General features: G+C 71.6%; 19 protein-coding genes. 4 read left to right on the top strand and 15 right to left on the bottom strand.

Annotated elements, in window-relative coordinates; translation table 11 throughout:
- Positions 1-41 precede the first annotated feature (41 nt).
- The 3 genes from AC07DO_RS24455 to AC07DO_RS24445 form a co-directional block, all read right to left on the bottom strand.
- A complete protein-coding gene (locus AC07DO_RS24455) occupies positions 42-914 on the bottom strand; it encodes an esterase/lipase family protein (protein ID WP_479062604.1) in 873 nt (290 codons plus the stop codon).
- A 257-nt stretch (positions 915-1,171) separates the two neighbouring features.
- Positions 1,172-2,155 (bottom strand): DNA polymerase Y family protein, encoded by a 984-nt coding sequence (locus tag AC07DO_RS24450; protein ID WP_479063236.1) that lies wholly within the window; start codon positions 2,153-2,155, stop codon positions 1,172-1,174.
- Positions 2,156-2,205: 50 nt separating this feature from the next.
- Positions 2,206-5,721 (bottom strand): DNA polymerase III subunit alpha, encoded by a 3,516-nt coding sequence (locus AC07DO_RS24445; protein ID WP_479062603.1) that lies wholly within the window; start codon positions 5,719-5,721, stop codon positions 2,206-2,208.
- A 185-nt stretch (positions 5,722-5,906) separates the two neighbouring features.
- On the opposite strand from AC07DO_RS24445, the gene AC07DO_RS24440 reads away from it, so the two are divergent.
- Positions 5,907-6,959 carry an ABC-2 transporter permease gene (locus AC07DO_RS24440; protein WP_479062602.1) on the top strand — a complete coding sequence of 351 codons (1,053 nt, stop codon included), beginning with the start codon at positions 5,907-5,909 and terminating at the stop codon, positions 6,957-6,959.
- A 68-nt stretch (positions 6,960-7,027) separates the two neighbouring features.
- Entirely contained in the window at positions 7,028-8,176 is a 1,149-nt protein-coding gene (locus AC07DO_RS24435; RefSeq protein ID WP_479062601.1) for an AAA family ATPase, read from the top strand.
- Positions 8,177-8,256: 80 nt separating this feature from the next.
- Here the strand turns inward: AC07DO_RS24435 and adhE are convergent, their stop codons facing one another.
- The 10 genes from adhE to AC07DO_RS24385 form a co-directional block, all read right to left on the bottom strand.
- Positions 8,257-10,863 (bottom strand): bifunctional acetaldehyde-CoA/alcohol dehydrogenase, encoded by a 2,607-nt coding sequence (gene adhE, locus AC07DO_RS24430; protein ID WP_479062599.1) that lies wholly within the window; start codon positions 10,861-10,863, stop codon positions 8,257-8,259.
- 275 nt (positions 10,864-11,138) lie between these two features.
- A complete protein-coding gene (locus AC07DO_RS24425; RefSeq protein WP_479062598.1) occupies positions 11,139-12,218 on the bottom strand; it encodes a S1 family peptidase in 1,080 nt (359 codons plus the stop codon).
- A 279-nt stretch (positions 12,219-12,497) separates the two neighbouring features.
- Complete coding sequence (locus AC07DO_RS24420; protein ID WP_479062597.1) at positions 12,498-13,406, bottom strand: slipin family protein; 909 nt, start codon at positions 13,404-13,406, stop codon at positions 12,498-12,500.
- Positions 13,407-13,541: 135 nt separating this feature from the next.
- Complete coding sequence (locus AC07DO_RS24415) at positions 13,542-14,444, bottom strand: S1 family peptidase (protein WP_479062596.1); 903 nt, start codon at positions 14,442-14,444, stop codon at positions 13,542-13,544.
- A 232-nt stretch (positions 14,445-14,676) separates the two neighbouring features.
- Entirely contained in the window at positions 14,677-15,477 is an 801-nt protein-coding gene (locus AC07DO_RS24410) for a DUF1684 domain-containing protein (RefSeq protein WP_479062595.1), read from the bottom strand.
- A 5-nt stretch (positions 15,478-15,482) separates the two neighbouring features.
- Positions 15,483-16,802, bottom strand: a complete 1,320-nt coding sequence (locus AC07DO_RS24405; protein ID WP_479062594.1) for an NtaA/DmoA family FMN-dependent monooxygenase — start codon at positions 16,800-16,802, stop codon at positions 15,483-15,485.
- Complete coding sequence (locus AC07DO_RS24400) at positions 16,799-17,860, bottom strand: LLM class flavin-dependent oxidoreductase (RefSeq protein WP_479062592.1); 1,062 nt, start codon at positions 17,858-17,860, stop codon at positions 16,799-16,801. The genes AC07DO_RS24405 and AC07DO_RS24400 overlap by 4 nt, the downstream gene beginning before the upstream one ends.
- Before the next feature lie 8 nt (positions 17,861-17,868).
- Positions 17,869-18,645 carry an amino acid ABC transporter ATP-binding protein gene (locus AC07DO_RS24395; protein WP_479062590.1) on the bottom strand — a complete coding sequence of 259 codons (777 nt, stop codon included), beginning with the start codon at positions 18,643-18,645 and terminating at the stop codon, positions 17,869-17,871.
- Positions 18,629-20,401 carry an FAD/NAD(P)-binding protein gene (locus AC07DO_RS24390; protein WP_479062588.1) on the bottom strand — a complete coding sequence of 591 codons (1,773 nt, stop codon included), beginning with the start codon at positions 20,399-20,401 and terminating at the stop codon, positions 18,629-18,631. Before AC07DO_RS24390 ends, AC07DO_RS24395 begins: the two co-directional genes overlap by 17 nt.
- The gene (locus AC07DO_RS24385; protein ID WP_479062587.1) at positions 20,398-21,264 is read right to left on the bottom strand and encodes an amino acid ABC transporter permease; all 867 of its coding nucleotides are present in this window, start codon (positions 21,262-21,264) and stop codon (positions 20,398-20,400) included. The genes AC07DO_RS24390 and AC07DO_RS24385 overlap by 4 nt, the downstream gene beginning before the upstream one ends.
- Before the next feature lie 501 nt (positions 21,265-21,765).
- Between AC07DO_RS24385 and AC07DO_RS24380 the strand changes: the two genes are divergently transcribed.
- On the top strand, positions 21,766-22,728 hold the full coding sequence (locus AC07DO_RS24380; protein ID WP_479062585.1) for an ABC transporter substrate-binding protein: 963 nt from the start codon (positions 21,766-21,768) through the stop codon (positions 22,726-22,728).
- Between the two features lie 20 nt (positions 22,729-22,748).
- On the opposite strand, the gene AC07DO_RS24375 is transcribed toward AC07DO_RS24380, so the two are convergent.
- Entirely contained in the window at positions 22,749-24,086 is a 1,338-nt protein-coding gene (locus AC07DO_RS24375; RefSeq protein ID WP_479062583.1) for a DUF5685 family protein, read from the bottom strand.
- A gap of 291 nt (positions 24,087-24,377) precedes the next feature.
- Here AC07DO_RS24375 and AC07DO_RS24370 point away from each other — a divergent pair, with 291 nt between their 5' ends.
- Complete coding sequence (locus AC07DO_RS24370; protein WP_150166149.1) at positions 24,378-24,827, top strand: cell division protein SepF; 450 nt, start codon at positions 24,378-24,380, stop codon at positions 24,825-24,827.
- A 61-nt stretch (positions 24,828-24,888) separates the two neighbouring features.
- Here the strand turns inward: AC07DO_RS24370 and AC07DO_RS24365 are convergent, their stop codons facing one another.
- A complete protein-coding gene (locus AC07DO_RS24365; RefSeq protein ID WP_479062581.1) occupies positions 24,889-26,085 on the bottom strand; it encodes an acyl-CoA dehydrogenase family protein in 1,197 nt (398 codons plus the stop codon).
- Positions 26,086-26,394: the final 309 nt, after the last annotated feature.

Raw genomic sequence — 26,394 nt, 5'->3', positions numbered from 1 at the left:
GTCAGCGGAACGGAGTCAGCGGAAACGACGCCGGGCACGTGTCACGACAGGCACGTGCTCGGTGTCGCGTGCGCCGGGTCGAGGGCGTTGGCCACCTCGTGGTGGGCGACGCGGTCCAGGATGCCGATCGCGACGTGCTCGGACAGGGCCACGGGGCACAGGTCCTGGAGGGTGACGTTGTGGACGTCCGGGCCGTTCAGGAACTGGGTGCGGTACGGGGTGACGACCTCGTCGTACTGGGTGGCGATGACGGTGTAGCGCACGCCGGGCACCGTGTCGCCGCCCTCGTTGAGCCTGGTCAGGAAGGGCGATCCCGCGACCTGGTCGGCGAGGCTCGGGGTCTTCGTGGTCAGCAGGTCCTCGACGCCGGGGAAGTACGGCAGCAGTTTGGTGAGGCCCAGCAGCGTGGTGCCGTGGTTGTCGGGGGCGAGGCCGATCAGGGCGTTCACCTTGGCGGCGCCGCCGAGGAACTTGAGGTAGTGGCGCGGCATCATGCCGCCCTGCGAGTGCCCGACGAGGTCCGCCTTCTTCGCGCCCGTCGAGGCGAGCACCTTGTCGACGAAGACGTCGAGCTGCCCGGCCGACTTGTCGATGGGACCGAGGCCGTTGAAGAGCGGGACGCCCGGCAGCTGGCCGTAGTCCAGGGAGTAGACGCAGTAGCCGCGCTTGACCAGATAGGGCGCGAGGACGAGCCAGTTGTCGACGGAGTTCCCGAACGTGCCGTGCACGAGGACGACCGGGCGGGGGTGCGCGGCGGACGGCTTGCAGTCGTAGTCGTTCCAGCCCCTCGACGTCGACGTCGACGGAGCCTGCGGCGTGTCGGCCGCGGCCGTGGCGGCGGGGGTGAGGGTGACCGCGCCCGTGACGAGCAGGGCGGCGGCGAGCGCGCGCAGCGCTCGTCTCCAGGGCAGCATCGTGTGATCTCCTTGCGGCTCGGCTCTGGGGAGGTGCGACGACGGAATGCGATGCCCTGTGATCCGGATCACCAGGATGTTGCGTGCACGACAAGCTACGCGCGAGTAGTGCAGGAGTGAAGTTACGCGTCGGTAAAAGTTCCAGCGATCACTGGCAGGGTTCACGGACGCACCAACGAGCGTGCGGCGCAGAGGTCACGTCGCACACCGCAAGGAAGTCGCGCCGTACGGAAGTCACGCCGCACACCACACGCAGGTCACGCCGCCAGCGTCCCCGGCACGATCGCGCCAGGACCGAACTTCGCCCGCGCCCGGTCGGCGACCTCCTCGATGCGGCGGGCCCTCTCGTCCGTCGGGTCGAACGACAGCTGGTGGGTGGCGTGTTCGGCGGGGGCGAGGCCCTCGGCACGCAGGGAGAGGGCGCGCACCCTGGCCCGCTGGAGGCCCAGCGCCTCGTACATGCGGTACGCGGTCTTGGCCAGCTCGGTGGAGTGGGCGGTCCGCTCGGGGAGGGCCCTTGAGCGAGTGATCGTCGAGTAGCCCGTGCGGTCGGCGTACCGCACCGCGAGGACCAGCGTTCGGCACACCTGGTCCTCGCCGCGCATCCGCGCCCCCAGCTCCTCCGCGCCGGAGAGCAGCGCGCGGCGGTGCCGGAAGGGGTCCAGCTCGTCGCGGGAGAAGGGCCGTTCGACGGAGAGCGAGCGCGCGGCGGCGTTCGGCACGACCCGGGTGCGGTCGACGCCCCGCGCCTTCTCGCTCAGCTCGCGTCCCGCGCGGGCGCCGACGAGCCGCTGCAGGGTGGACAGGGGCGCGGCGCCGACCTTCCCGAGGGAGTCGAGGCCGTACTCGCAGAGGGTGCGGGCGGTGGCGCGGCCGATGCCGGGCAGCTCGCCGACCGGCCGGTCGGCGAGGAACTCCCGTACACCGTCCTCCCCTTCGGGTACCGAGCGGGTCACGCCGGGGGCGGCGCCGCGCGCGGCCATCCGCGCCAGCATCGGCCCGGGTCCGGCGCCGATCGCGCACTCCACCCCGTACAGCGCGAGCGCCCGCACCCGGATCAGCGCGGCGAGGTCGACGGCGCCACGTCCGAAGTACCGCCGCGCGCCCCGTACGTCGACGAGCGCGGCGTCGGGCGGGAGCGCCTCGACCTGCGGGGTGAACTCACCAAGCAGAGTGAGGAGTTGGGGAAGCACCGCTTCGTACATGGGAGGCAGCATGAAGCGTACGTAGAGGGTGGTGATGCCGCTGCCCGTCCCGCGCTCCCCGTCGTCCGTCCCGCGCTCCCCGTTGTTCATCCCGCGCTCCCAGGGCTCTGGTGCCACAGCTTCCTCGTCGTCGCCGTCCCTTCGCCCGCCGGGCGCAGATCCGCCCAGGGGTGCATCTCGTAACCGTTGGGCAGGCGGATGCGGCGCCCCTTCGCCACCGGGCCCGACTCCGCCACCGGGCCCGACTCCGTCTCCGGCTCCGGCTCCGTCTCCGTCTCCGGCTCCGGCTCCGGCTCTGGTTCCGGTTCCGGTTCCGGCTCCGCGAGCCGCTGCGCCACCGCGTCGAGGCCGCCCTCCGCGCGCACCTCCACCAGCTCCGCCAGGTTCCACGCCGCCGCGCCCACCACGCTGAGACTGCGCGGCCCGCGGCGCTGCACCACGCCGCGCACGAGCAGCAGCCAGGAGTGGAAGACGGTGTGCGCGCACCGCTCGTGGGCGTCGTCGAAGAAGGCCAGGTCGACCAGGCCCGTGCCGTCGTCCAGGGTGGTGAAGATGACGCGCTTGCCGGAGCGGATCGGCGGGGTCTGCGTGGCGGCCTTGGCGCCCGCGACCAGGACGGTCGCCCCGTGTTCGGCCTCGCGCAGACGCTTGGCACTGAGGGCCCCGAGCTCCTCGAGGAAGGCGCGGTGGTCGCCCATGAGGTGGCGCGAGGAGTCCATGCCGAGGACGCCGAGTTCGGCGCTGAGCCGCTCCGCGTCGTCCAGGTCGGGCAGGCCCGCGGGGGCCGTCTTCCGCCCGCCCTCCAAGGGAAGTTGGGCGCCGGCCGCGCCGCGCGCGCCGCGCCGCAGCTCGGCCAGGTGCAACTGCAGGTCGCGGCGGTTGGCGCCGAACGCGTCGAGCGCGCCGACCTGCGCGAGCCGCTGCGCGACCGGCTTGGAGGGCCTGGCGCGCTCCCAGAAGTCGACGAGCGAGGTGTAGGGCTGACCGTCGGCGATCCGGGCGGCCTCGGCCTCGCTGATGCCGTGCACGTCGGAGAGCGCGAGCCGCAGCCCCCACCGGTCCGGCGCCCCCTCGGAACCGGACACCAGTTCGATACGGTGAGCGACCGCCGACCGGTTCACGTCCAGGGGAAGGATCGGCACCCCCCTCCGCCGCGCGTCCGCGAGCAGCAGCCGCTTCGGGTACATCCCGGGGTCGTGCGTGAGCAACCCGGCGTAGAACGCGGCCGGGTGATGGGCCTTCAGCCACGCCGACTGGTAGGTGGGCACGGCGAAGGCCACCGCGTGCGCCTTGCAGAAGCCGTACGAGCCGAAGGCCTCGACGATCCCCCAGGTGCGGCCGATGGTCTCCGCGTCGTACCCCCTGGCCGCCGCGTGCTGCGCGAACCAGAAGCGGATCCGGCCCTGCGACTCGGGGTCGGAGAGTCCGCGCCGCACCCGGTCCGCCTCGTCGCGCCCGCAGCCGGTCATGATGTCGACGATCTGGATGACCTGCTCGTGGAAGACGACGACGCCGTACGTCTCCTTCAGCGGCTCCGCGAGGTCGGGGTGCGGATAGCGGACGGGCGCGCGGCCGTGCCTGGACTCGATGAAGGGCCGCACCATGTCCGCGGCGACCGGGCCAGGACGGAACAGCGAGATGTCGACCACCAGGTCGTGGAAGGTCGCCGGCTGGAGCCGCCCGACCAGGTCGCGCTGGCCCGGCGACTCGATCTGGAAGCACCCCAGCGTCTCGGTGGACTTGATCAGCCGGTACGTCGCCGGATCGCCCGGCGGCACCTGGCGCGGGTCGTCGAGGTCCACGGCGGTGCCCGTGGCCCGCTCGACCTCCGCCACCGCGTGCGCCATCGCCGACTGCATCCGCACGCCGAGCACGTCCAGCTTGAGCAGGCCGAGGTCCTCGACGTCGTCCTTGTCGAACTGCGACATGGGCAGCCCCTCGCCGCTGGTCGGCATCACGGGGGTGCGGGCGAGCAGCGAGGCGTCGGAGAGCAGCACCCCGCACGGGTGCATGGCGACACCGCGCGGCAGCGCGTCCAGCGCCTCGACGAGGTCCCACAGCCGGTCGCGGTCGCCCAGTTCCTCGGCGATCGCCCGGAGTTCGGGCAGCTCCTTCATCGCGGAGCGGGCGTCGCGGGCGCGGACGTGCGGGAAGGCCTTGGCGATCCGGTCGATGTCGGCCGGGTCCATGGACAGGGCGGCGCCCACGTCGCGTACGGCATGGCGCACCCGGTACGTCTCGGGCATGGCGACCGTCGCGACGCGCTCGGGTCCGAAGCGGCCGATGATCGCGCGGTAGACCTCGAGGCGGCGGGCCGACTCGACGTCGATGTCGATGTCCGGCAGGACGTGCCGCCGCTTGGACAGGAACCGCTCCATGAGCAGCCCGTGCTCGACGGGGTCGGCGTGCGCGATGCCGATGAGGTGGTTGACCAGGGATCCGGCGCCCGAGCCGCGCGCCGCGACCCGGATGCCCAGGTCCCGCACGTCGTCGACGACCTGGGCCACGGTCAGGAAGTAGGAGGCGTATCCGTGGTGGTCGATGATGTCCAGCTCATGGTGCATCCGCTCCCAGTAGTCGCGCCGCGAGTCGTAGCCGCGCAGCACCATGCCCGCCGCGGCCCGCGAGGCGAGGACGCGCTGCGCGGTGCGGCGCCCCGCGCCGACGAGGTGCGGTTCGGGGAAGCGTACGGAGCCGATACCGATGTCGTCCTCGGGGTCGACGAGGCATTCGGCGGCGGCCGCCCCGGTCTGTTCGACGAGGCGGTGGGCGGTGTCGCGGCGGAAGCCCGCGGCCTCGACGACGCGTTCGGCGACGTGCAGCATGGCGTCGGCGCCCTTCAGCCACCGCTCGCCGCTGTCGAGTTCCTTGGTCGGGTCGATGGGGACGAGGCGGCGGGCGGCGTCGAGGACGTCGGCGACGGGGCCCTGGCCGGGGTCGGCGTAGCGCACGGCGTTACTCAGGACGGGGCGCACGCCCTGCTCGGCGGCGAAGCCGACGGTGCGCGCGGCCAGGCGCAGGGAGCCGGGGCCCGTGCCTTCGCGGCCGTGCCAGACGGATTCCAGGCGCAGCGCGTCGCCGTACCGCTCGCGCCAGGGGGCGAGGAGGCGGGCGGCCCGGTCGGGGCGGCCCGCGGTGAGTGCACGGCCCACGTCGGAGGCGGGGCCGAGCAGCACGGTGAGGCCTTCGCCGTGGTTCTCCTGCCAGGGCAGGACGGGCTGCCCCTCCGCCGTGCCGTCGCGGTGCGCGGCGGTGACCAGGCGGCAGAGCGCGGCCCAGCCGGTGGCGCCGTCCCTGGCGAGGAAGGTGACGCGGGGGGTCGACTCGTCGATGAAGGCGCCGCCGCGCACGGGGGCCCGCCGGTGCTCACCCCTCGCGGGGGCGGGCGCGCCCACCGCGAGCTCGGCCCCGAACAGCGGCCGTACGCCCGCCTTGGCCGCGGCCTTGGCGAACCGGACGGCGCCCGCGAGGGTGTCCCGGTCGGTGAGCGCGAGGGCGTCCATGCCGCGTTCGGCGGCGCGCTCGGCGAGCCGCTCCGGGTGCGACGCGCCGTACCGCAGGGAGAAACCGGAGACGGTGTGCAGATGCGTGAACCCGGGCACACGCACCTCCTGAAACTCCGAACCGATCCGATCTGGCATCCCCCGTCTCCCACCATAGACCAGTTTCGAATACACGTACGACACATACGTTCGATTAGCGTGCGAGGGCTGCCCCAGCCGCCTCCGCATCGTCCGTTCGGCCCATCCCACCTGCGCGAACGCCCCGCACCCCGGAGCGTGGAGGCATGAGGTTCGCCGACGAATTGAAGAGCGCCGTCACTCCGCGAGCAGCCCTGCTCGTCATCGGCGTACTCGCCCTGCAGCTGCTGTTCATCGCCTCCTACGTAGGAGCCCTGCACAACCCGAAACCGACAGACGTGCCCTTCGGAGTCGTCGCCCCCGGGGCCGCGGCCGAGCAGACCGCCGACCGGCTGAAGAAGCTCCCCGGCGACCCGCTCGACCCGCGCGTCCTCAAGGACGAGGCGGCGGCACGCCACCAGATCATGAACCGCGACATCGACGGCGCCCTGCTCGTCGACCCGCGCGGCTCGACCGACACCCTCCTGGTCGCGTCCGGCGGCGGCACCGCCCTCTCCAGGACCCTCACCACCCTCGCCACCGACGTCGACGCCGCCGAGAAGCGCACCGTGAAGACCGTCGACGTGGCCCCCGCGTCGGGCCAGGACTTCAACGGCCTCTCGTCGTTCTACCTGGTCGTCGGCTGGTGCGTCGGCGGCTATCTGTGCGCGTCGATCCTCGCGATCAGCGCGGGCTCCCGGGCCTCCAACGTGCCGCGCGCGGTCATCAGGCTCGGCACCATGGCGCTCTACTCGATCGTCGGCGGGCTCGGCGGCGCGGTCATCATCGGGCCGATCCTCGGCGCCCTGCCCGGCAGCGTCCTCGGCCTGTGGGGGCTCGGCGCCCTGGTGATCTTCGGGGTCGGCGCGATCACCCTCGCCCTACAGTCGCTCACCGGCATCGTCGGCATCGGCCTGGCCGTCCTCCTCGTCGTCATCGCGGGCAACCCCAGCGCGGGCGGCGCCTTCCCGCTGCCGATGCTGCCGCCCTTCTGGGAGGCGATCGGGCCCTGGCTGCCGCCGGGCGCGGGCACCTGGGTCGCCCGCTCCATCGCGTACTTCGAGGGGAACTCGGTCACCCGGGCGCTCCTCGTCCTCTCCGCCTGGGCCGTCCTCGGCGTCGTCGTCACCCTCGCCCTGTCCGCCCGGCGCAAGACGCACAACAACGGCACCATCGACCTCAGCGGCACGAACTACGGCAGCGGCAGCAGCCGCCTCTGATGACGTGAGCGCCGGGCGCCCCCGATCCGCGACGGGCGTTGTCAGACCCGGGTGCGAGGCTGAGACGCATGATCCGCACACTCGCCGTCGAGAACTACCGCTCCCTGCGCAAGCTGATCGTCCCGCTGGACCGGCTGAACGTGATCACGGGGGCGAACGGCACGGGCAAGTCCAGCCTGTACCGCTCTCTGCGTCTGCTCGCCGACTCCGCCACGGGCGGCGCGGTCGCGGCCCTGGCCCGCGAGGGCGGCCTGCCGTCCGCGCTCTGGGCGGGCGAACGGAAGGCCGAGCCCACCGGGCTGAGGCTCGGCTTCGCCGGCGACGAGTTCGGGTACGCGGTCGACTTCGGCCTCCCCCAGTCCAGCGGCGCGGGCCCGCGGGGCGCGCCGTCCCTCTTTCAGCTCGACCCCGAGATCAAGCGCGAGTCCACCTGGGCGGGCCCCGTCCTGCGGCCCGCGGCGCTACTCTGCGACCGCGCGGGCCCCGCGGTGCGCACCCGCACGGCCGACGGCGGCTGGCACCGCACCCAGGGCATCCGTCCGTACGACAGCATGCTGAGCGAGTTCGCCGACCCCCAGCTGGCACCCGACCTGCTGCGGCTGCGCGAGCTGATCCGCTCCTGGCGGTTCTACGACCACGTGCGCACCGACGCCGACGCGCCCGCCCGCGCCGCCCGCATCGGCACCCGCACGCCGGTCCTCGCCCACGACGGCGCGGATCTGGCCGCCGCTCTCCAGACCATCCGCGAGATCGGCGACGACGCGGCGCTCGACGACGCGGTGGACGACGCCTTCCCCGGCAGCCGGGTCCGCGTCGTCGACAACGGCGGCAGGTTCGAGCTCCAGCTGCACCAGCGCGGGCTGCTGCGCCCGCTGGGCCCCGCCGAGCTGTCCGACGGCACGCTGCGCTATCTGCTGTGGACGGCCGCACTCCTGACCCCGCGGCCGCCCGCGCTGCTCGTCCTGAACGAGCCGGAGACGAGCCTGCACCCGGACCTCCTGCGCCCGCTCGCGGACCTGATCGTCGCCGCGACGCAGGACACACAGGTCGTCCTGGTGACCCATGCCCGCCCTCTCGCCGAGGCGGTGGCCAAGGGAGCGGCCCGCCACCGGGTCGACGTCAACTCCATCGAGCTGACAAAGGAGTCGGGCCAAACGACAGTGGCGGGCCGGGAGAGCCTCCTGGACGAGCCCTTGTGGTACTGGCCGAAACGATGAGGCGCCCCTTAAGGGGCGCCTCATAGGGGCGCGGGGAACTGTGCGACAAGCCACAGCGGACCCGCAGCCGGGAACCGGGATCAGGCCCCTCCCCCGTCCCCGTAATACGCCCGCCGCATCAACGCCTCCATCTCGGAGAGCATCGGCATCCGCGGGTTGGCCGGCGCGCACTGGTCCGCGTACGCGTTCATCGCCTGCTGCGGCAGCGCCTCCAGGAAGGCCGCCTCGTCCACACCCTCCTCCTGGAACGAGGCGGGGATCCCGCACTTGGCGCGCAGCTCCTCGACCGCGCGGGCGTAGGACTCGACGCCCTCCTCGGGGGTCGAGGCCGGCAGGCCCAGCATCCGGGCGATCTCCTGGAACCGCTCCGGCGCCCGGTACACCTCGGCCTTCGGCCAGGGCGTCGCCTTGCCGGACACCGTGCCGTTGTGCCGAATGACGTGCGGCAGGAGCAGCGCGTTGGTGCGGCCGTGGGCGACGTGGAACGTGTTGCCGAGGGTGTGCGCCATGGCGTGGACCAGGCCGAGGAAGGCGTTGGCGAAGGCCATGCCCGCGACGGTCGAGGCGTTGTGCATCTTCTCGCGCGCCTCGGGGTCCTCCGCCCCGTTCACGACGCACCGCTCCAGGTTCTCGAAGATCAGCTTGATGGCCTGGAGGCAGAGCCCGTCGGTGTAGTCGTTCGCGTACGCCGAGACGTACGCCTCCGTGGCGTGGGTCAGCGCGTCGAAGCCGGAGTCGGCGGTGACGGTCGCCGGGAGCCGCATCGGCAGGACGGGGTCGACGATCGCGACGTTCGGGGTGAGTGCGTAGTCGGCGAGGGGGTACTTCTGCGCGGCCGCCGGGTCGGAGATGACCGCGAACGGGGTGACCTCCGAGCCGGTGCCCGAGGTCGTCGGGACGGCCACCAGCTGTGCCTTCTCACCGAGCCCGGGGAACCTGAACGCCCGCTTGCGGATGTCGAAGAACTTCTCCTTGGTGTCCGCGAACTCGACCTCCGGGTGCTCGTACATGAGCCACATGATCTTGGCCGCGTCCATCGGCGAGCCGCCGCCGAGGGCGATGATCGTGTCCGGCTCGAAGTCCCGCATCAGGGCGGCGCCCGCCCGCACCGTGGAGAGCTCCGGGTTGGGCTCGACGTTGTCGATGACCTGGACGGTGACGGCCGAGGGGCGGGCCGCGAGGATGTCGGTCACGCGCGTGACGAAGCCGAGGGCCGACATGGTCTTGTCGGTGACGATCGAGACCCGCTTGATGCCGTCCATCTCACCGAGGTAGCGCAGCGCGTTGCGCTCGAAGTAGATCTTCGGCGGGACCTTGAACCACTGCATGTTGTTGTTGCGCCGTCCGATCCGCTTGATGTTGACCAGGTTGACCGCGGAGACGTTGTTGGACACCGAGTTGCGTCCGTAGCTGCCGCAGCCGAGGGTGAGCGAGGGGAGGAAGGAGTTGTAGACGTCGCCGATGCCGCCGAAGGTGGAGGGCGCGTTGACGATGACGCGGACCGCCTTGACGCGCTTGCCGAACTCCTCGGCGAGCTCCTCGTCCTCGGTATGGATGGCGGCGCTGTGCCCGAGCCCGTGGAACTCGACCATCTGCGCGGCCAGTTCGAGGCCGTGCTCGGTGGTGTCGGCCTTCAGGGCGGCGAGGACCGGGGAGAGCTTCTCGCGGGTGAGCGGTTCGCCCTCGCCGACCTCCGCGCACTCGGCGATGATCACCGACGTGCCCTCGGGGACCTCGAACCCTGCCTGTTCGGCGATCCACTGAGGAGACCTGCCGACGACGTCCGCGTTGAGCTTGGCGCCCGCGCAGTTGTTGGCGAAGGCGGTCGTGCCGAAGACGAACTCCTCCAGCTTGGTCTTCTCGGCCGCCGTGACGACGTACGCGCCGAGCCGCCGGAACTCCTCGATCCCCTCGTCGTAGATCTCCCTGTCGAGGATGACGGCCTGCTCGGAGGCGCAGATCATGCCGTGGTCGAAGGCCTTGGAGAGCACGATGTCGTGCACGGCCCGCCGCAGCTTGCCGCTCCGTGCGACGTACGCGGGTACGTTGCCCGCGCCGACGCCCAGCGCGGGCTTGCCGCAGGAGTAGGCGGCCTTCACCATCGCGTTGCCGCCGGTGGCGAGGATCGTGGAGATGCCGTCGTGGTTCATGAGGAGACCGGTGGCCTCCATCGAGGGTTCCTCGACCCACTGCACGCAGTCCTCGGGCGCGCCCGCCTCGACCGCCGCGTCCCGCACGATCCGCGCGGCCTCGGCGGAGCAGCGCTGGGCGCTCGGGTGGAAGGCGAAGACGATCGGATTGCGGGTCTTGAGGGCGATGAGCGCCTTGAAGATCGTGGTGGAGGTCGGGTTGGTCACCGGGGTCATCGCGCAGACGACGCCCACCGGTTCGGCGATCTCGGTGACGCCGTTCAGTTCGTCGCGGGAGACGACGCCCGCGGTCCTCAGTCCGCGCAGCGAGTTGACGACGTGCTCGCAGGCGAAGAGGTTCTTGACGGCCTTGTCCTCGAAGAGGCCGCGGCCGGTCTCCTCGACCGCCTGCCGCGCGAGCTCCCCGTGCCGGCTCAGCGCGGCGAGGGAGGCCTTCTTGACGATGTGGTCGACCTGTTCCTGGTCGTACGTCGCGAACCGTTCGAGGGCCGTGAGCGCCCTCTCGACCAGTCCGTCCACCATCTCGTTGGCCTGCATGGCGGCACTCCTTCATCGGATTCGTCGAGCCCTTTTCACTCCACCTCAATTCCACACCTGAACGTGTCCCGCGAGGCCCCGAAAAAGGCCCCAACCGCAGGGAAGAAGGTCCTTCCGGGGAGAAGCAGGCACCTTCAAAGACGCTCCTGACCTGCGTCAACTCCAAGTGACTTTAGACCCATGCGCGCTTGTGAAAACTTTCACAAGAAATGCGAGAAATACGGAAAGCCCCGCCCCCACAGGTGCGGGGGCGGGGCGTCAAGCGTCCTGCGAGGTCAGCCGATTTCCGCCCCGTAGGCCGAAAGGGCCTCCGGAACCGGCTGGAAGAAGGTCTCGCCGCCGGACGAGCAGTCGCCGCTGCCGCCCGAGGTGAGACCGAGCGCGGTGTCGCCGGCGAAGAGCGCGCCGCCGCTGTCGCCGGGCTCGGCGCAGACCGTGGTCTGGATCAGACCGTCGACCTGGCCCTCCTGGTAGTTGACCGTGGCGTCGAGCGCGGTGACGTCACCGTCGTGGACCTGAGTGGTGCTGCCGCTGCGCGTCACCTTCTGCCCGACCGTGGCGTCCCCGGCCTTGCTGATCGCCTGGGTGCCGCCGTAGAGGTTCACCTCGCTGGGGTGCGGGGTGTCGGCCGTGTACTTCACGATGGCGTAGTCGTTGCCCGGGAAGCTGGACTCCTCCGTGGCGCCGATCTCCGAGCCGCCCTGCGAGTCGGACCAGCTCTTCACCGCGTTGCCGCAGTGTCCCGCCGTCAGGAAGTACGGCTCGCCGCCCTTGACGACGTTGAAGCCGAGCGAGCAGCGCGAGCCGCTCCCCCAGATCGCGTCGCCGCCGGCGATGAAGGCCTTGTACTCGCCCTTGCTGCGCTTGAGTTCGGCCTTGCCGCCGAGGCTCTTCACGACCGAGCCGACCTTGTCGAGCTTCGCGCCCTTGACCGTGCGGTCGGCCGTGACGACGACCTTGTTGGTGGCCGGGTCCATCGCCCACGAGGTGCCGGGCACGGCCGCCTTGTCGTCGAGCGTGGCGCGGGCGCTCTTCAGCTCGGCGAGGGAGTTCTCGACGATTCTGGCCTTGCCGCCCGCCGACTCGACGGTGTCCGCCGCGCTCTCGTTCAGCACGTTCACGACGAGGGTCTTGGCCTTCGCGTCGTAGTACGTGCCCGCGGCGTCGGCGCCGAGCTCCTCGCCCAGGGACGAGGCGAGCTTTCCGGCCTTGGTCACGGAGAGGGTGTCGGGGGTGGGGGTGGGGGAGTTCTCGCTCGCGTTCGCAGTCTGGAAGGTGATTCCCGCGGCGACCAGCGCGGCGATGCCCGCGCCTGCCACGGCGGCACGGCGCTTGGGTATGCGACGGTGCTTCAAAGCTCACGACCTCCTGTGGGGGGAGCGACCCGTTCGGCGTGGGGGCCTCGCGGGTCGCGGGTCTTGCGCAGCACGGAACCACCACGCTGAATTAGCCGCGTCCATGCCAAGTTGACCTCGCTAACTATCCCGACGCCATCCGGTCGCACACAAGGTCCACTTCAGGACGCGCATGCGGGAACGACAGTGCGCCCCTTGTGCGTTGAGTGAGCCGGGTCACAGCACGTCGGTCCCCGTTGCAAACACCGCGTGCGAGGAACGGTCGCCAGCCGGTAAGGACTAGTCCTGTCCGGATCTCGACCCCGCGGAAGGGCCGGGCTCTCCGACTTCCGCGTCCCTCGCTCCGGAATCCGGCGGCTTTCCGGGCTCCGCGTGGTTCCCCTGCGACTGCTGCTGCGGCTGCGGCTGCGGCTGCGGCTGCGGCAGGGCCTGTTGGGCCCGCTCCAGGAAGCGGAGGAGCTCCACGGGGAAGGGCAGGACGAGGGTGGAGTTCTTCTCGGCGGCGACGGCCACCACGGTCTGCAGGAGCCGGAGTTGGAGCGCGGCGGGCTCCTCGGACATCTCGTGGGCGGCCTCGGCGAGCTTCTTGGAGGCCTGGAGCTCGGCGTCGGCGTTGATGACGCGGGCGCGCCGCTCGCGGTCGGCCTCGGCCTGTCGGGCCATGGACCGCTTCATCGTCTCGGGCAGCGACACGTCCTTGATCTCGACGCGGTCGATCTGCACGCCCCACCCGACGGCCGGGGAGTCGATCATCAGCTCCAGGCCCTGGTTGAGCTTCTCGCGGTTGGACAACAGGTCGTCCAGGTTGCTCTTGCCGATGATGGAGCGCAGCGACGTCTGTGCCATCTGCGAGACCGCGAAGCGGTAGTCCTCCACCTCGACGACCGCCTCGGCGGCGTCCATGACCTTGAAGTAGATGACGGCGTCGACGCGGACCGTGACGTTGTCGCGCGTGATGCCGTCCTGGGCGGGCACCGGCATCGTCACGATCTGCATGTTGACCCGGCGGAGCCGGTCCACCAGGGGCACGATCATGGTGAACCCCGGTCCGCGCACGGAGCTCTGGAGCTTTCCGAGGCGCAGCACCACACCTCGCTCGTACTGTTTGATGACGCGCGCCGCCGCCATCGCGTAGACCGCTCCGACCGACCCGAGGGTCAGCCCCACCGCCACCAGCTCCTCGACCATGCCGGCCCCCCAGGGTCCGAATTGGGCGTGTTGCGCGCTCCTTCGAAGGTAGCTCGCCCCTCGGGCAAGAGCGAGCCCCCGACCGGTGTCCGGACGGGGGCCTGTGGCGGTGGGACTCTGCCGGCGGGCGCTGTGTCAGTAGACGCTGACGTTGTACGCGCGCAGCGCCTCGGTGACCGGCTGGAAGAACGTGGTGCCGCCCGACGAGCAGTTGCCGCTGCCGCCGGAGGTCAGGCCGAGGGCCGTGGAGCCCGAGTACAGCGGGCCGCCGCTGTCGCCCGGCTCGGCGCAGACCGTGGTCTTGATCATGCCGTAGACGACGTCACCGCCGCCGTAGTTCACGGTCTGGTTCAGCGCGGTGACACGGCCGCTGTGCGTGCCGGTCGTGGAGCCGCGCCGGGTGACGTTCTGTCCGACGGTCGGGTCGGCGGCGCGGGTGATGTCCTGGCTGCCCACGGTGCCGGACTTGGTGACGGAGGTGTTCGTGTACTTGACGATGCCGTAGTCGTTGGTCGGGAAGCTCGAGCCCGACGTGGTGCCGAGCACGGTGGTCTTCGCCGAGTTGGACCACCAGGTGCCCGCGCCGTCGGTGCAGTGACCGGCGGTCAGGAAGTAGTAGGTGCTGCCGTTGCGCACGTTGAAGCCGAGCGAACAGCGCCAGCTGCTCGCGTAGATCGCGTCGCCGCCGGAGATGTACTTCTTGAACGTGCCCGGGGTGCGCTCGATCTTCAGCGCGTCGGCGTTGGCTCCCGCCGCGTCCTTGAGCTTCGCGATCTCGGCCTTGGAGACCGTGCTGTCGGCGGTCACGACGACCTGCTTGGTCTTCGGGTCGACGCCCCAGGCGGTGCCGGCGACATCGGCGCCGAGGACGGCGTCACTGGCCTGTTCGAGCTGCGCGGCGCTGAAGGTCGCGGTGCCGTCCTGCGCGGTGGCCGCGGGCACGGCGAGCGCTCCGGCGGCCACGAGCCCGGTGGCCACGGCGAGCAGACGGGTGTGTCTTGATATGCCGTTGTGGGGGATGGTGCGCTTGATCCTCACGTTTGTTCCTCCCGAGGGAAGTCAGTGGGTCCTTGTGGGTTGAGGACCCGTGAGGCGCAGCCAAAGAGACAGCCCGGATTCCGGTTACGCCGTGCTCCTGACAAGCGCTGCTCGGGAGTATTGGCGGGTGGACATGAGCCGCACAAGGGCGCCTTTCGGCCGACACGGGCCCTGGAAGCGGCCGAAGTCCTCGGGCCTGTGCCGGAGGCCCGTGGGCCCGTGCCGGAAGCCGCTAGCGGTCCCGGAGGTTCCGCTCCCCCGCCGCGATGTCGACGGGCAGCGTGTTGCCGGGCGGCGGGAAGGGGCAGATGAAGTGGTCGGCGAAGGCGCACGGGGGCAGCAGCGCACGGTTGAAGTCGACGGTGGTGCGGCCGTCGGCGTCGGGCGCGGCGGGCCGCAGGAAGCGGAAGCGGTGGCTGGAGACGCCGCTGGTGGCATCCGCGAAGACCGCCCACAGCGACCCGTCGGCCTCGACGCTCACCCGGAGGGTGTGCTCGACTCCCCCGATCCTGAAGGAGAGTTCACCGCCGAGTCCGAGCCCGCGCTCCTTGCCGTCCGCGTTGCCGACCGTGACGGTGCGGTCCTCGTCGTACGCGGTGAAGCGCCCCGGCACCGTCCAGCGCTCGTCGTACGCGGTGGCGTCGATGCCACGGAAGGCGCGGCGCGCGGCGGCGTCCGGGTCGAAGTCGCGCACCGCCCACAGGCCTTCGCGCCGGATGACGACGAGGCGGCGCCCGCCGAGCGCGACGCGGGCGTCGGCGACCGGGCCGCCGTCGGCGCCGAGCCGGACCTCGCCGGTGAGGGGCGCACCGTCCACGGTGAGGCCGTCGTCCGGACCCGCGGTCAGGACGACCGCGTCGGGCGTGTCCGCCCAGTGCCCGGGGATGCCCGGGAGGTGCCCCTCCGGGTGGTCGGCGAGCCAGTACGTGCCCGTGAGGGAGAGCGGCCCGTAGGGGGCCGACACCGTCTCCGTCCGCTGCTCGTGCCAGTGCTTCCAGTCCTGTGCCGCGTCCGCGGAGTGCCCGGTGCTCATGATGGTCAACCCTTCCATACCGGCTCGCGCAGCCCGAGGTGGGAGCGGAGCGTCGTGCCCTCGTACGCCGTGCGGTACGCGCCGCGTTCCTGGAGCAGCGGCACCACCCGGTCCACGAAGTCGTCGAGGCCGCCGGGGGTGAGGTGCGGCACGAGGATGAAGCCGTCGGCGGCGTCGGTGCGCACGAACTCCGTCAGGTCGGCGGCGACCCGGTCCGGGGTGCCGATGAAGGACTGGCGTGCCGTGGTCTCGATGACGGTCTGGCGGATGGAGAGCCCCTTGGCCTCGGACAGCGCCCGCCACTTGGCGGCGACGGCGAGGGGGTCGGTGATCTTCACCCGGCCCTGGACGAGCTCGGAGTCCGGGTCCGGGTCGATGTCGGGCAGCGGCCCGTCCGGGTCGTACGCGGAGAGGTCGACGCCCCAGACCTGTTCCAGGGCGAGGATCGCGTTCTGCGGGGAGACCTGTTCGCGGCGGATCTCGGTGGCCTTCTCCTGCGCCTCGGCCGCGGTGTCGCCGAGGACGAAGGTGACGCCGGGCATGATCTTCAGGTCGTCGGCGGCGCGCCCGTACTTCGCGAGGCGGCCCTTCACGTCGGCGTAGAACTCACGGCCCGCCTCCAGTGTGCCGTGCCGCGTGAAGATCACATCGGCGGCGGACGCGGCGAACTCCCGCCCCTCCGGCGAGTCGCCCGCCTGGATCACGACGGGGTGCCCCTGTGGGGAGCGGGGCGCGGTGAACTCGCCCTCGATGGAGAAGTGCCGCCCGTGGTGCGCGAACGGCTGCGGCCTGCCGTCCGGCGACCAGGAGTCCCACAGCTCGCGGGCAGTCGCCAGGAACTCGGCGGCGCGTGTGTACCGGTCGGCCCGGTCGAGGTAGCCGCCGCGCCGGAAGTTCTCGCCGGTGAAGGCGTCCGAGGTGGTGACCACGTTCCAGGCGGCGCGTCCCGCGCTCAGATGGTCGAGGGCGGCGAACCTGCGGGCCAGCTCGAAGGGTTCGTTGAAGGTGGCGTTGACGGTGCCGGCGAGACCGAGCCGCTCGGTGACGGCGGCGAGCGCGGTCAGGACGGTCAGCGACTCGGGCCGCCCGACGACGTCCAGGTCGTGGATGCGCCCCTTGTGCTCGCGCAGCCGCAGCCCTTCGGCGAGGAAGAAGAAGTCGAAGAGGCCGCGCTCGGCCGTGCGGGCGAGCGAGGCGAAGGACGAGAAGTCGATGTGCGAGCCGGATGCGGGGTCAGACCAGACGGTGGTGCTGTTGACGCCGGGGAAGTGGGCGGCCAGGTGCACCTGCTTGGGCCGCTGGGCCGTCTCGTGTCGCTGTGTCATGCGGACTCCCCCGTGAGCGCTGCGTATCGGTTGGCGGGCCGGGTCAGCCCCAGGTGCTCGCGGAGCGTGCTGCCCGGATAGAAGGTGCGGAACAGGCCGCGGTGCTGGAGCAGCGCGACGGTGCCGTTGACGAGCCGCTCCAGGTCCCGGCGGGGCTCGGCGGGCGTGAGGTGGAAGCCGTCGACGGCGCCCGCGCGGTGCCAGTCGGCGATGAGCTCGGCGAGGTCGACGGGCCCGCCGCGGTAGGCGGGCCCTTCGGCGGTGGGCAGCGGTCCGCCGCCGTGGCCCGGCTCGGCGGCCTGCTCGCCGCCGCCGAGGTCGACGTCGAGGGCGGCGAACACCAGGAGCGTTTGCGGGTCGCGTCCGAACCGGGCGGCCAGGCCGCGCAGTTCGGCGCGGGCGGCGTCGGCCCGTTCGGCGGAGGCGGCGCGCACCAGGGCGACGTCCGCGTGCCGGGCGGCGGTCTCGCGGGCCTGCGGCGCGGTCGCGTCGACGACCCGCACCGGGTGGCCCTGCGGCGGCCGCGGCACGATGGAGGGCCCGCGCACCGAGAACGTACGGCCTGCGAAGTCGGCGTAGTGCAGCTTGTCCCGGTCGATGAAGCGGCCGGTCGCCACGTCCCGTATCTCCGCGTCGTCCTCCCAGCTGTCCCACAGCCGGGCGGCGGCGTCGGCGACGTCACCGGCCTCCCGCCACAGCTCCTCGCGCGGCGCGGCGCGGCGCCGCCCGAAGAGCCGTGCCTCGGCCTCCGTCGCCGAGACGTCGAGCGCCCAGCCGGCCCGCCCGTGGCTGACCCAGTCGAGGGTCGCCACGGCGGCCTGCACGTGGAACGGCTCGGTGTGCGTGGTCGTGACGGTCGGCACGAGGCCGATGCGTGCGGTGCCGGGCGCGATCCTGGCGGCGACGGCGAGCGCGTCGGGTCCGGGGCGCGCGAAGGAGTCCGCGAGCGTCACGAAGTCGAGCGCCCCGTGTTCGGCGAGGAGCGCCGATTCGAGGTAGGGGGCGGCGTCGTGGGTGTCGGGCCTGTCGATGGCGACGGCCAGGTGGAGGGCAGGCATGCGTACTCCTAGAGGACCTTGGAGAGGAAGGCGCGCGTGCGGTCGTGGCGCGGCCTGTCGAGTACGTCGGCGGGGGCGCCCTGTTCGACGACGCGGCCGTCGTCCATGAAGACGACGGTGTCGGCCACCTCGCGTGCGAAGCCGATCTCGTGGGTGACGACGATCATCGTGGTGCCCTGCCGGGCGAGGTCCTTGATGACGTCGAGGACCTCGCCGACCAGTTCGGGGTCGAGAGCCGACGTCGGCTCGTCGAAGAGGAGCAGGTGCGGTTCCAGGGCGAGCGCGCGGGCGATGGCGACGCGCTGCTGCTGTCCGCCGGAGAGCTGCCGGGGGTAGGCGCGAGCCTTGTCGGCGAGGCCGACCCGCTCCAGGAGCTCCCGCGCGGCCCGCTCCGCGCCGGGGCGGGGCCGTTTGAGCGCGGAGACGGGTGCCTCGACGATGTTCTCCAGCACGGTCAGGTGCGGGAAGAGGTTGAAGTTCTGGAAGACGAAGCCGATCCGGGTGCGCTGCTTCAGCACTTCGCGTTCGGGCAGCTCGTACAGCTTGTCGCCGGAGCGCCGGTAGCCGATGAGCGACCCGTCGACGGTGATCCGTCCCGCGTCGACCTTCTCCAGGTGGTTGATGGTGCGCAGGAGGGTGGACTTGCCGGATCCCGAGGGGCCGATGACGACGGTGACCTCGCCCCTGCCGACGTGCAGGTCGACGCCCTTCAGGACCCGCAGGGAGCCGAAGGACTTGTGCACGGAACGGACGTCGACCATGGGGGTGTCACTGGGCTGGGACATGGGTTCCTCGGTTCGTGGGGGTGTGCAGGAAGTCGAGTACGGCGCGTGCCGTGGCGTCGTTCTGCCGGAAGGTGGGGCTGTTGGTGCGCGGGCGGGTGAACGCTCCGGCGCCGCGCGCGTCGGTGTGCGGGCCGAGTGCAAAGCGGCGCGGGTGCGGCACGCCCGCCCGGTCGAGCACCCGTCCGTCGGCCGGGTCGACGGCGAGGAGCCCGGCGGCGGTCGACGCGGCGCCCTCCGCGTGCAGAGCGCGCAGGAGCGGGTCGCGGGTGCGGGCGAGGGTGGGCTGCGGGAGCCGTGCCTCGACGAGAGCGCGGGCCTCGGTGACCTGCCCGGGCAGGGTGGGGCTCTGGGCGCGGAACACCCCGTCCTCGGCGGTGACCTGGACGTCCGCGCCGAGGAACCGGACGACTCCGGCACGGGAGAGGGCGAGCAACTGCTTCAGCCGGGGGCCCGGCGGCCCCGACGCGAGGTAGCTGAAGAAGCCGTGCCACCACGTCCCGACGTCGCCGAGCCGCACCAGTTGCCCGTAGACGGAGAGCAGTCCGAGGAAGACGGCGAGGTCGGGGCTGTGTCCGGGGTCGTGCCTGCGCGCGAGGTCGTCGGTGATGTGGGCGCGAAGACCGTCCTGCAGCGCCGCGTACGAGGTGTGCCGCACCCCGGCCAGCGGGTGGTCGAGTGCGGTGAGGTCGAGCCGGTCGGCGGGGTCGGGCACGGCGGAGGCGACGAGGGCGTCCAGTTCGGGGCTGCCGGGGTCGCAGGCCGCGTACTTCTCGTCGAAGTCCGTCCAGGCGGTGCGGGTGCGTTCGGGGTGGGCGGTGAAGAGGCGGTGGTAGTGGGCGAAGCCGAGCTCCTTCTCGACGAGCGGCCAGACGTCGCGCCGGAAGTCGTACCCGCCGGGTCTCGCGAGGAGGCCGTCGATCTCGGCGGGGCCCAAGTAGCGGGGAAGCGGCGGACGTTCGCCGTCCCAGTCGTAGCCGATCTTCGAGCGGTAGGGGACGCCGCGCCGCGACCCGACGTACAGGACGGGCTCACGGCCCGAGGGGTGGTACATGTCCCCTTCGTACCGTCCGCCGCGCCCCTCGGTGAGGAGCACCATCAGGTCGACGAAGGCGAGGCCGAAGCCGCGCACGACGACGGGTGCGCCGGGTTCGAGCCGCGACAGGTCGGTGTCGGCGGTGAAGTCGGGCGGCAGGTGCACGAGGCCGGTGCGCTCGGCGTACGCGGCCAGGTCGGCCTGTTCGTCGTCGAGTTCGGCGTCCAGGTGTCCTTGCGCGAGGATGACGACGTCGGCGGCGAGCGGTGCGTCGACGCCTTCGAGCGCCACTTCCTGGCGGGTGTCGCGCGCCCCGGTGACGCGCAGGGCCCTGCGCCGGTGGTGGTGGACGACGACGCCTTCGGGCAGGGCGGCGACGGCCTTCTCGTACACCCAGCGGAGGTAGGCGCTCTGCTCGCGGCGGCCGAGGAAGGCCCGTCCGTCGCGCCCGGTCCACTCGTGGAGCGCGGGGCCAGGCAGGACGGGACCGGCGACCTCCACCGTCTCGTCGGTGAACATCGTGACGTCCTGGGCCTGCGAGTTCATCCAGAGCAGCGGCGACTGGTCGTGCCGCCAGATGCGCCCGCCGCCCGGCGGATAGGGGTCGACGAGGTGGATGTCGAGCCCCGGACCGCCGTACAGCTCGTCCGCGTTGGCGCCGACCCGCTCCAGGATGCCGGTGGCACGCGGCCCCGCGCCCACGATGACCAGGGAACGCCTCACCGGGCACGCTCCGAACCCCGTGCGTAGTGCCGCTCGACGTAGTACTGGCCGACGCTCAGCACCGAGGTGACCACGACGTACCAGAGGGTGGCGACCACGAGGAGCGGGATCACCTGGTAGGTGCGGTGGTAGACGAGCTGCACGGAGTAGAGCAGGTCCTGCACGGCGATGACGGAGACGATCGAGGTGCCTTTGAGGGTGCCGATCAGCATGTTCCCGGCCGGCGGCACGATGGACCGCATGGCCTGCGGCAGGATGATCCGCCGCCACCTGCGCCACCGTCCGAGGCCCAGCGACTGCGCCGCCTCGGTCTGCCCGCGGTCGACGGAGAGGATCCCGCCGCGCACCACTTCGGCGGCGTACGCGGCCTCGTGCAGGGTGAGCCCGATGACGGCGATGGTGACGGGGCCGAGGAGGTTCACCGTCTTCACGCCGAACAGCTGCGGGTACAGCGCCCCGATGTTGAACCAGAAGAGCAGCTGCACCAGGATCGGCATCGATCTGAAGAACCAGACGTAACCCCAACTCACCGCCCGCAGAACGGGGTTGGCGGAGAGCCTGCCCAGGGCGAGGAGCGTGCCGAGGGCGAAGCCGAGCACCATGACGAGGGCCGTCAGCCAGAGCGTGAGCCCGAGCCCGCGCAGCACGGACGCGGAGGTGAAGTAGTCGCCGACGACGCCCCATTGGAACGCGTCGTTGCGTACGACGGAGCGGGCGGCCAGCGCGAGCAGGACCAGGACGGCGACGGCCGCCGTCCACTGTCCCGCGCGGGGGCGGGGCACGATGCGTGGCTCGGCGGGGAGTTGGGCGGGTTCGCGGGGCTCGGGGACCGGCGCCGGTTTGGCGAGGATGTCGGAAGACATGCGGAAGGCTCCGTGGATACAGACGATCGAACACGGGTGATGCCTTCACACGGACCGAGCCCCTCAGCACGATCCGCCTCGAGATTACGGTGCTCCTCACACGCACTGTCAAGGCTGTCCAGGATGTGAGCCTTACGTCTCACGGCAGTTGACGCGGAAACGGATGCCTGTTCCACTTGGCCCATGCATCCGCAGCAGTGGCTGGTCACGCGCTCCCACATCGACTTCGGTCGAGTGTGGTCGGCGTCTTGTTGATGCCCTTCTGAGCCGACCCCCTGCGCGCCGGGCCCGTTCCGGGCCCGCCTCCCTCTTCTTCCACGGACCGGTCGGTCTTCCGCGTACGTCCGACGTCCGCGCCACCGCGCGCCGTCGACCCCGCCTTCACACGCGTACGTCACCGCTCTCCCGTCACGAGCGGTGACACCCCCTCCCCTCGCACTTCCCTCGTACGTCTCGTACGTCCGCTTCGCCCTGCCCTGCCGAGCTGGAGACCGTCACGCCATGAGCACGCCCCCGCAGTCCCGCCGCATCCCGGCGGCCTTCACCCTGATCACCGCGGCCACCCTCGTTCTGACCGGATGCGGTTCGGGCGGTGACGCCGCGGGGTCCGCGGGCGGCGCGGCCCCGGCCGGCAGGAGCGCGAAGATCCCGACCACGGACGTGGTGGCCACCGTCGAGAAGGACGGGACGGCGGCGCGCCTGCTCCCCGAGGACGTACGCTCCCGTGGCTCGCTCTCCGTCGCCTCCTCCGTGGGCGGCACGCCGCCCGGCGCGCTCTACCTGGAGGACGGCAGGACGATCGTCGGCCAGGACATCGACTTCGCGGACGCGGTCGCCAAGGTCCTCGGCCTGAAGCTGAAGCGGGAGGCCGCGAGCTTCGAGGCGATCCTGCCGGCTCTGGGCAGCGGCAAGTACGACCTGGGTACGGGCAACTTCGGCGTGACCGACGAGCGCCGGAAGACCATCGACTTCGTCACGTACATCAACGACGGGCAGGGCTTCGCCGTCCGCAAGGACAGCAAGCTGACGAAGGTCACCGACTTCGAGCAGCTGTGCGGCCTGAACGTGGCGACCGGGGCGGGCACCACCTTCGAGGTCACCCTGGAGGACAACAAGCACGTCTGCGAGGAGGCGGGCAAGAAGCCGTACAGCGTGAAGACGTACGCCGAGCAGGGCGCGGTCTGGGCCGCGCTCCAGCAGGGCCGGGCCGACGTGGTGATGTCCACCATCAACGGTCTGCGCTACGCCGTGAAACAGCAGGAGGGCCTGAAGTTCCTCGGCGAGTACCGGCGGCTGGACGTCGGCTTCGCCTTCAAGAAGGGCTCGGAGCTCGCGCCCGCCTTCCGGGCGGCGGTCGACCGGCTCATCAAGGACGGCACGTACGACCGCATCCTCAAGAAGTGGGGCACGCAGGGGTCCGCGATCGAGAAGTCGCGGATCTCGCCGCCCGAGATCAGGAGCTGACGCCCGGTCACTCCGCCCGGCTACAGCCCGCAGTCGCAGCAGGAGCAGCACTCACAGATGCCGCAGCAGCCGCAGTCGCAGTCGCCGCAGTTGCTGCAGCAGCCCTCGCGCTTCTTGCGGGACCAGGGGCCCTCGTACGTGTCGGCGCAGCACATCTTGCAGGTGCAGCAGAGCCCGATGGCGACGGCACACCCCGCCCAGAAGCCGCGCTTGCCGGGCTTCGGGGGCTGCGGCTCGAAGCCGGGGCCCCCGCCGAAGCCACCGGGACCACCGAATCCGCCGGGCCCACCGGGACCGCCAGGCCCACCGGGTCCACCAGGACCGACCGGTCCGCCGGGAGCCCCGCCCCCGTAGGGGTTGCCTCCCCCGTACGGGTTCCCGCCCCCGTACGGACCCCCGTACGCCCCGCCGCCACCCTGCGGCGGAGCCCCGTACCCCCCTCCCCGCGGCGGTCCGAAGGACCCGCCCTGATGCGCCGTCACCTCATGCCCGTGCCCGCACGCCACCGTGCCGAAGGCCCGGTCGATCGACGTGCCCAGCTCGTGCGCGAGCAGCCGGTGCGCCAGCTTGCCGTCGGTGAACTCGGCGTCACGCAGCGCGAGCCTGATGCCGTGCAGCGCGTCGTCGGCGAGGCGGCGCGCCTCGGCCAGTGACGTGCCGGTCGCGGTGAGCGGGTTCCACGCGCCCGACGCGGCGTCGGCCTCCTTGTCCTCGACGGCGTCGAGCAGGTGGGCGAGCCTGCCGAAGAGGCGGCCCGCCTCGGCGAGCGGCGCCGCGTTGCCGGGCCGCCCGGCGAGCACGGCGGTGTGCGCGAAGGCCGCGGCGGTCGCGGTCTCCGTCGGCTCGGTGACCGCGAGCAGCGAGGTACCGGGGCCCGCCAAGGCCTCCACACCGGCCTGCCGTTCGACGGCGTCGACCAGGACCGCCGTGTCGAACCCCACATCGGCGCCGGTCCGCGCGCCCGCCCGGTCCCAGTTCCGCGCCACGCGGCGGGCGGCGACGGCCACCGGCCTGCGCGCCAGGATCCCGTCCCCGTCGACGACATGGTCACGGACCTTCGCCGACGCGAGCACCAGCGAGACGGCGGCGGCGAGCCGCGCCCCCTCCCCCTGGGCGACGGAGGCGGTCCGCATCCCGCGCAGCGGGCAGGGCCCCGCGGTGCGCCGCCAACCGGTCGACCGCTCCGCCTGAGCCTCCGTCAGAACCGAGATGATCAGGCCGTCGTAGTTGGTGACGACGCGTGCGAACTGCCCGTGGTCACCGCGCAGCGCGAGGCAGAGCCCGCACAGATGCGCCATCCACTGGGTCTTGAGCCCTTCGCCGAGGCGATGGCTGCAGGGCCTGACGATTCCGAACAAGACGACTCCCCCGAGAGGCCCGTGTGTGATCAACCCCGGCATCGTAGCCATCGGCCCGTTCACCCGTACGCACCGGCCGTCACCCATACGCCGTGAAGAATCATATTTCACTCACTGTCAGCAGCCGTGCACAGCACGACCCTTGGAGCGCACCGCACATCGTCGTGTTGACTCTGCACCAGTACCGTCACGAAAACCCCGCGCGGCGACTATCCACTTGGCGCATCATCCGCATCATGGACGACGATAGGGATGCGGAATTCAGGGAAACCGCTGCGAGAGGAGGCGTCCATGGGATCGGTGCGCAAGGCGAGTGCCTGGCTTGGCCTCGTCGACGACAACAACGACGAGCGTTACTACGACGACGGCTACGAAGACGACCGGAGCGAGGGACCCGACCAGCCGGAGGCCTGGGTCACCGACCCGCGCGTGCGGGTGGCGAGCGAGAAGGCCCAGGAGCAGGAACACCGGATCGGGACCGTGACCCCGGACAGCTTCCGGGACGCCCGCCGCATCGGTGAGCTCTTCCGGGACGGCGTCCCGGTCATCATGAACCTGACGTCCATGGAGCCCACCGACGCCAAGCGCGTGGTCGACTTCGCGGCGGGCCTCACGTTCGGGCTGCGCGGTTCGATCGAGCGGGTGGCCACGCGGGTCTTCCTGCTCACGCCGGCCGACACGCAGATCGTCAACGGCGAGGCCGGAAGCCGCGCGTCGGACGGCTTCTTCAACCAGAGCTAGGGGCAGGGCCGCTCACCGGAGCCCCGGGACGGTCCCGGGCCGGTCACCGTCGCCGCCACCGTCACCGGAAGGCGTCGAGACCGGTGAGCGCCTTGCCCAGTACCAGCTGATGCATCTCGGACGTGCCCTCGTAGGTGAGGACGGACTCGAGGTTCGTCGCGTGCCGCATGACGGGGTACTCCAGCGAGATCCCGTTGGCGCCCAGGATGGTCCTGGCCGTGCGGCAGATCTCGATCGCCTCACGCGCGTTGTTGAGCTTGCCGAAGCTGATCTGCTCGGGACGCAGCTTCCCCGCGTCCATGCGCCGCCCCAGGTGGTGGGCGAGCAGGATCCCCTTGTGCAGCTCGACCGCCATGTCGGCGATCTTGGCCTGGGTGAGCTGGAAGCCGCCGATGGCCCGGCCGAACTGCTCACGGCTCTGCGCGTACTCCACGGCCGCCTCGAAGGACGAACGGGCCGCGCCCATGGCACCCCAGACGATGCCGTAGCGGGCGTGCGAGAGACAGCTCAGGGGGCCCTTGAGGCCGACGACCTCGGGCAGCACCGCGTCCGCGGGCAGCCGCACCTCGTCGAGGACCAGCTCACTGGTGACGCTCGCGCGCAGCGACCACTTGTGCTTGATCTCGGGCGCCGAGAACCCCTGTGCGTCGGTCGGTACGACGAATCCCCTGATGCCGTCGTCGGTCTGCGCCCAGACGACGGCGACGCCGGCCACCGAGCCGTTGGTGATCCACATCTTGCGGCCGGTGAGCACCCAGTCGGTGCCGTCCTTCTTCGCGTGCGTACGCATGGACGCCGGGTCGGAGCCGTGGTCGGGCTCGGTCAGACCGAAGCAGCCGATGATCTCGCCGGCGGCCATGCCCGGCAGCCAGCGCTGCTTCTGCTCCTCGGAGCCGAAGCGGTGGATGGCGTACATGGCGAGGGAGCCCTGCACGGAGACGAGGGAGCGGATCCCGGAGTCGGCGGCCTCCAGCTCCAGACAGGCGAGCCCGTACTGCACGGCGCTGGCGCCCGCGCACCCGTAGCCCTCCAGGGACATCCCGAGCGCCCCGAGGGAACCCAGCTCACGGGCCAGCTCGCGGATGCCGGGCAGCTCGCCCTTCTCGTACCAGTCGGCGATGTGCGGCAGGACACGGTCGGTCGCCCAGGTACGGACGGTGTCCCGGATCGCGAGGTCCTCCGGGTCGAGGAGGTCGTCGATGCCCAGGGGGTCGGCGGGGTCGAAGGGCGGCAGAGGGATGCGGGCGCTTGCGGACATGCGGGCCTCCGGCAACACAAAACTAGCACTGTTAGTTAGCACACTCGCGCCGACGTTACGACGCAGTCTCCCCCACGTCCAGAGCACCAGCCCCCAGCCCCCTCAAGGACCCCAAGGAACCGCACGACAACCCACAAACGACCCGCACCCAGAATCCGCGCCCCTTAAGGGGCGCGGGGAACCGCGCGACAAGCCACGAACGACCCGCGGCCGAAGAACCCAGCCCTTCAAGGGGCGCGGGGAACTGCGCGACAAGCCACAAACCACCCGCGGCCGAAGAACCCAGCCCCTCAAAGGGGCGCGGGGAAC

This window comes from Streptomyces sp. NPDC045678, from assembly GCF_056432085.1.
This window is presented reverse-complemented; position numbering and strand designations above follow the sequence as displayed.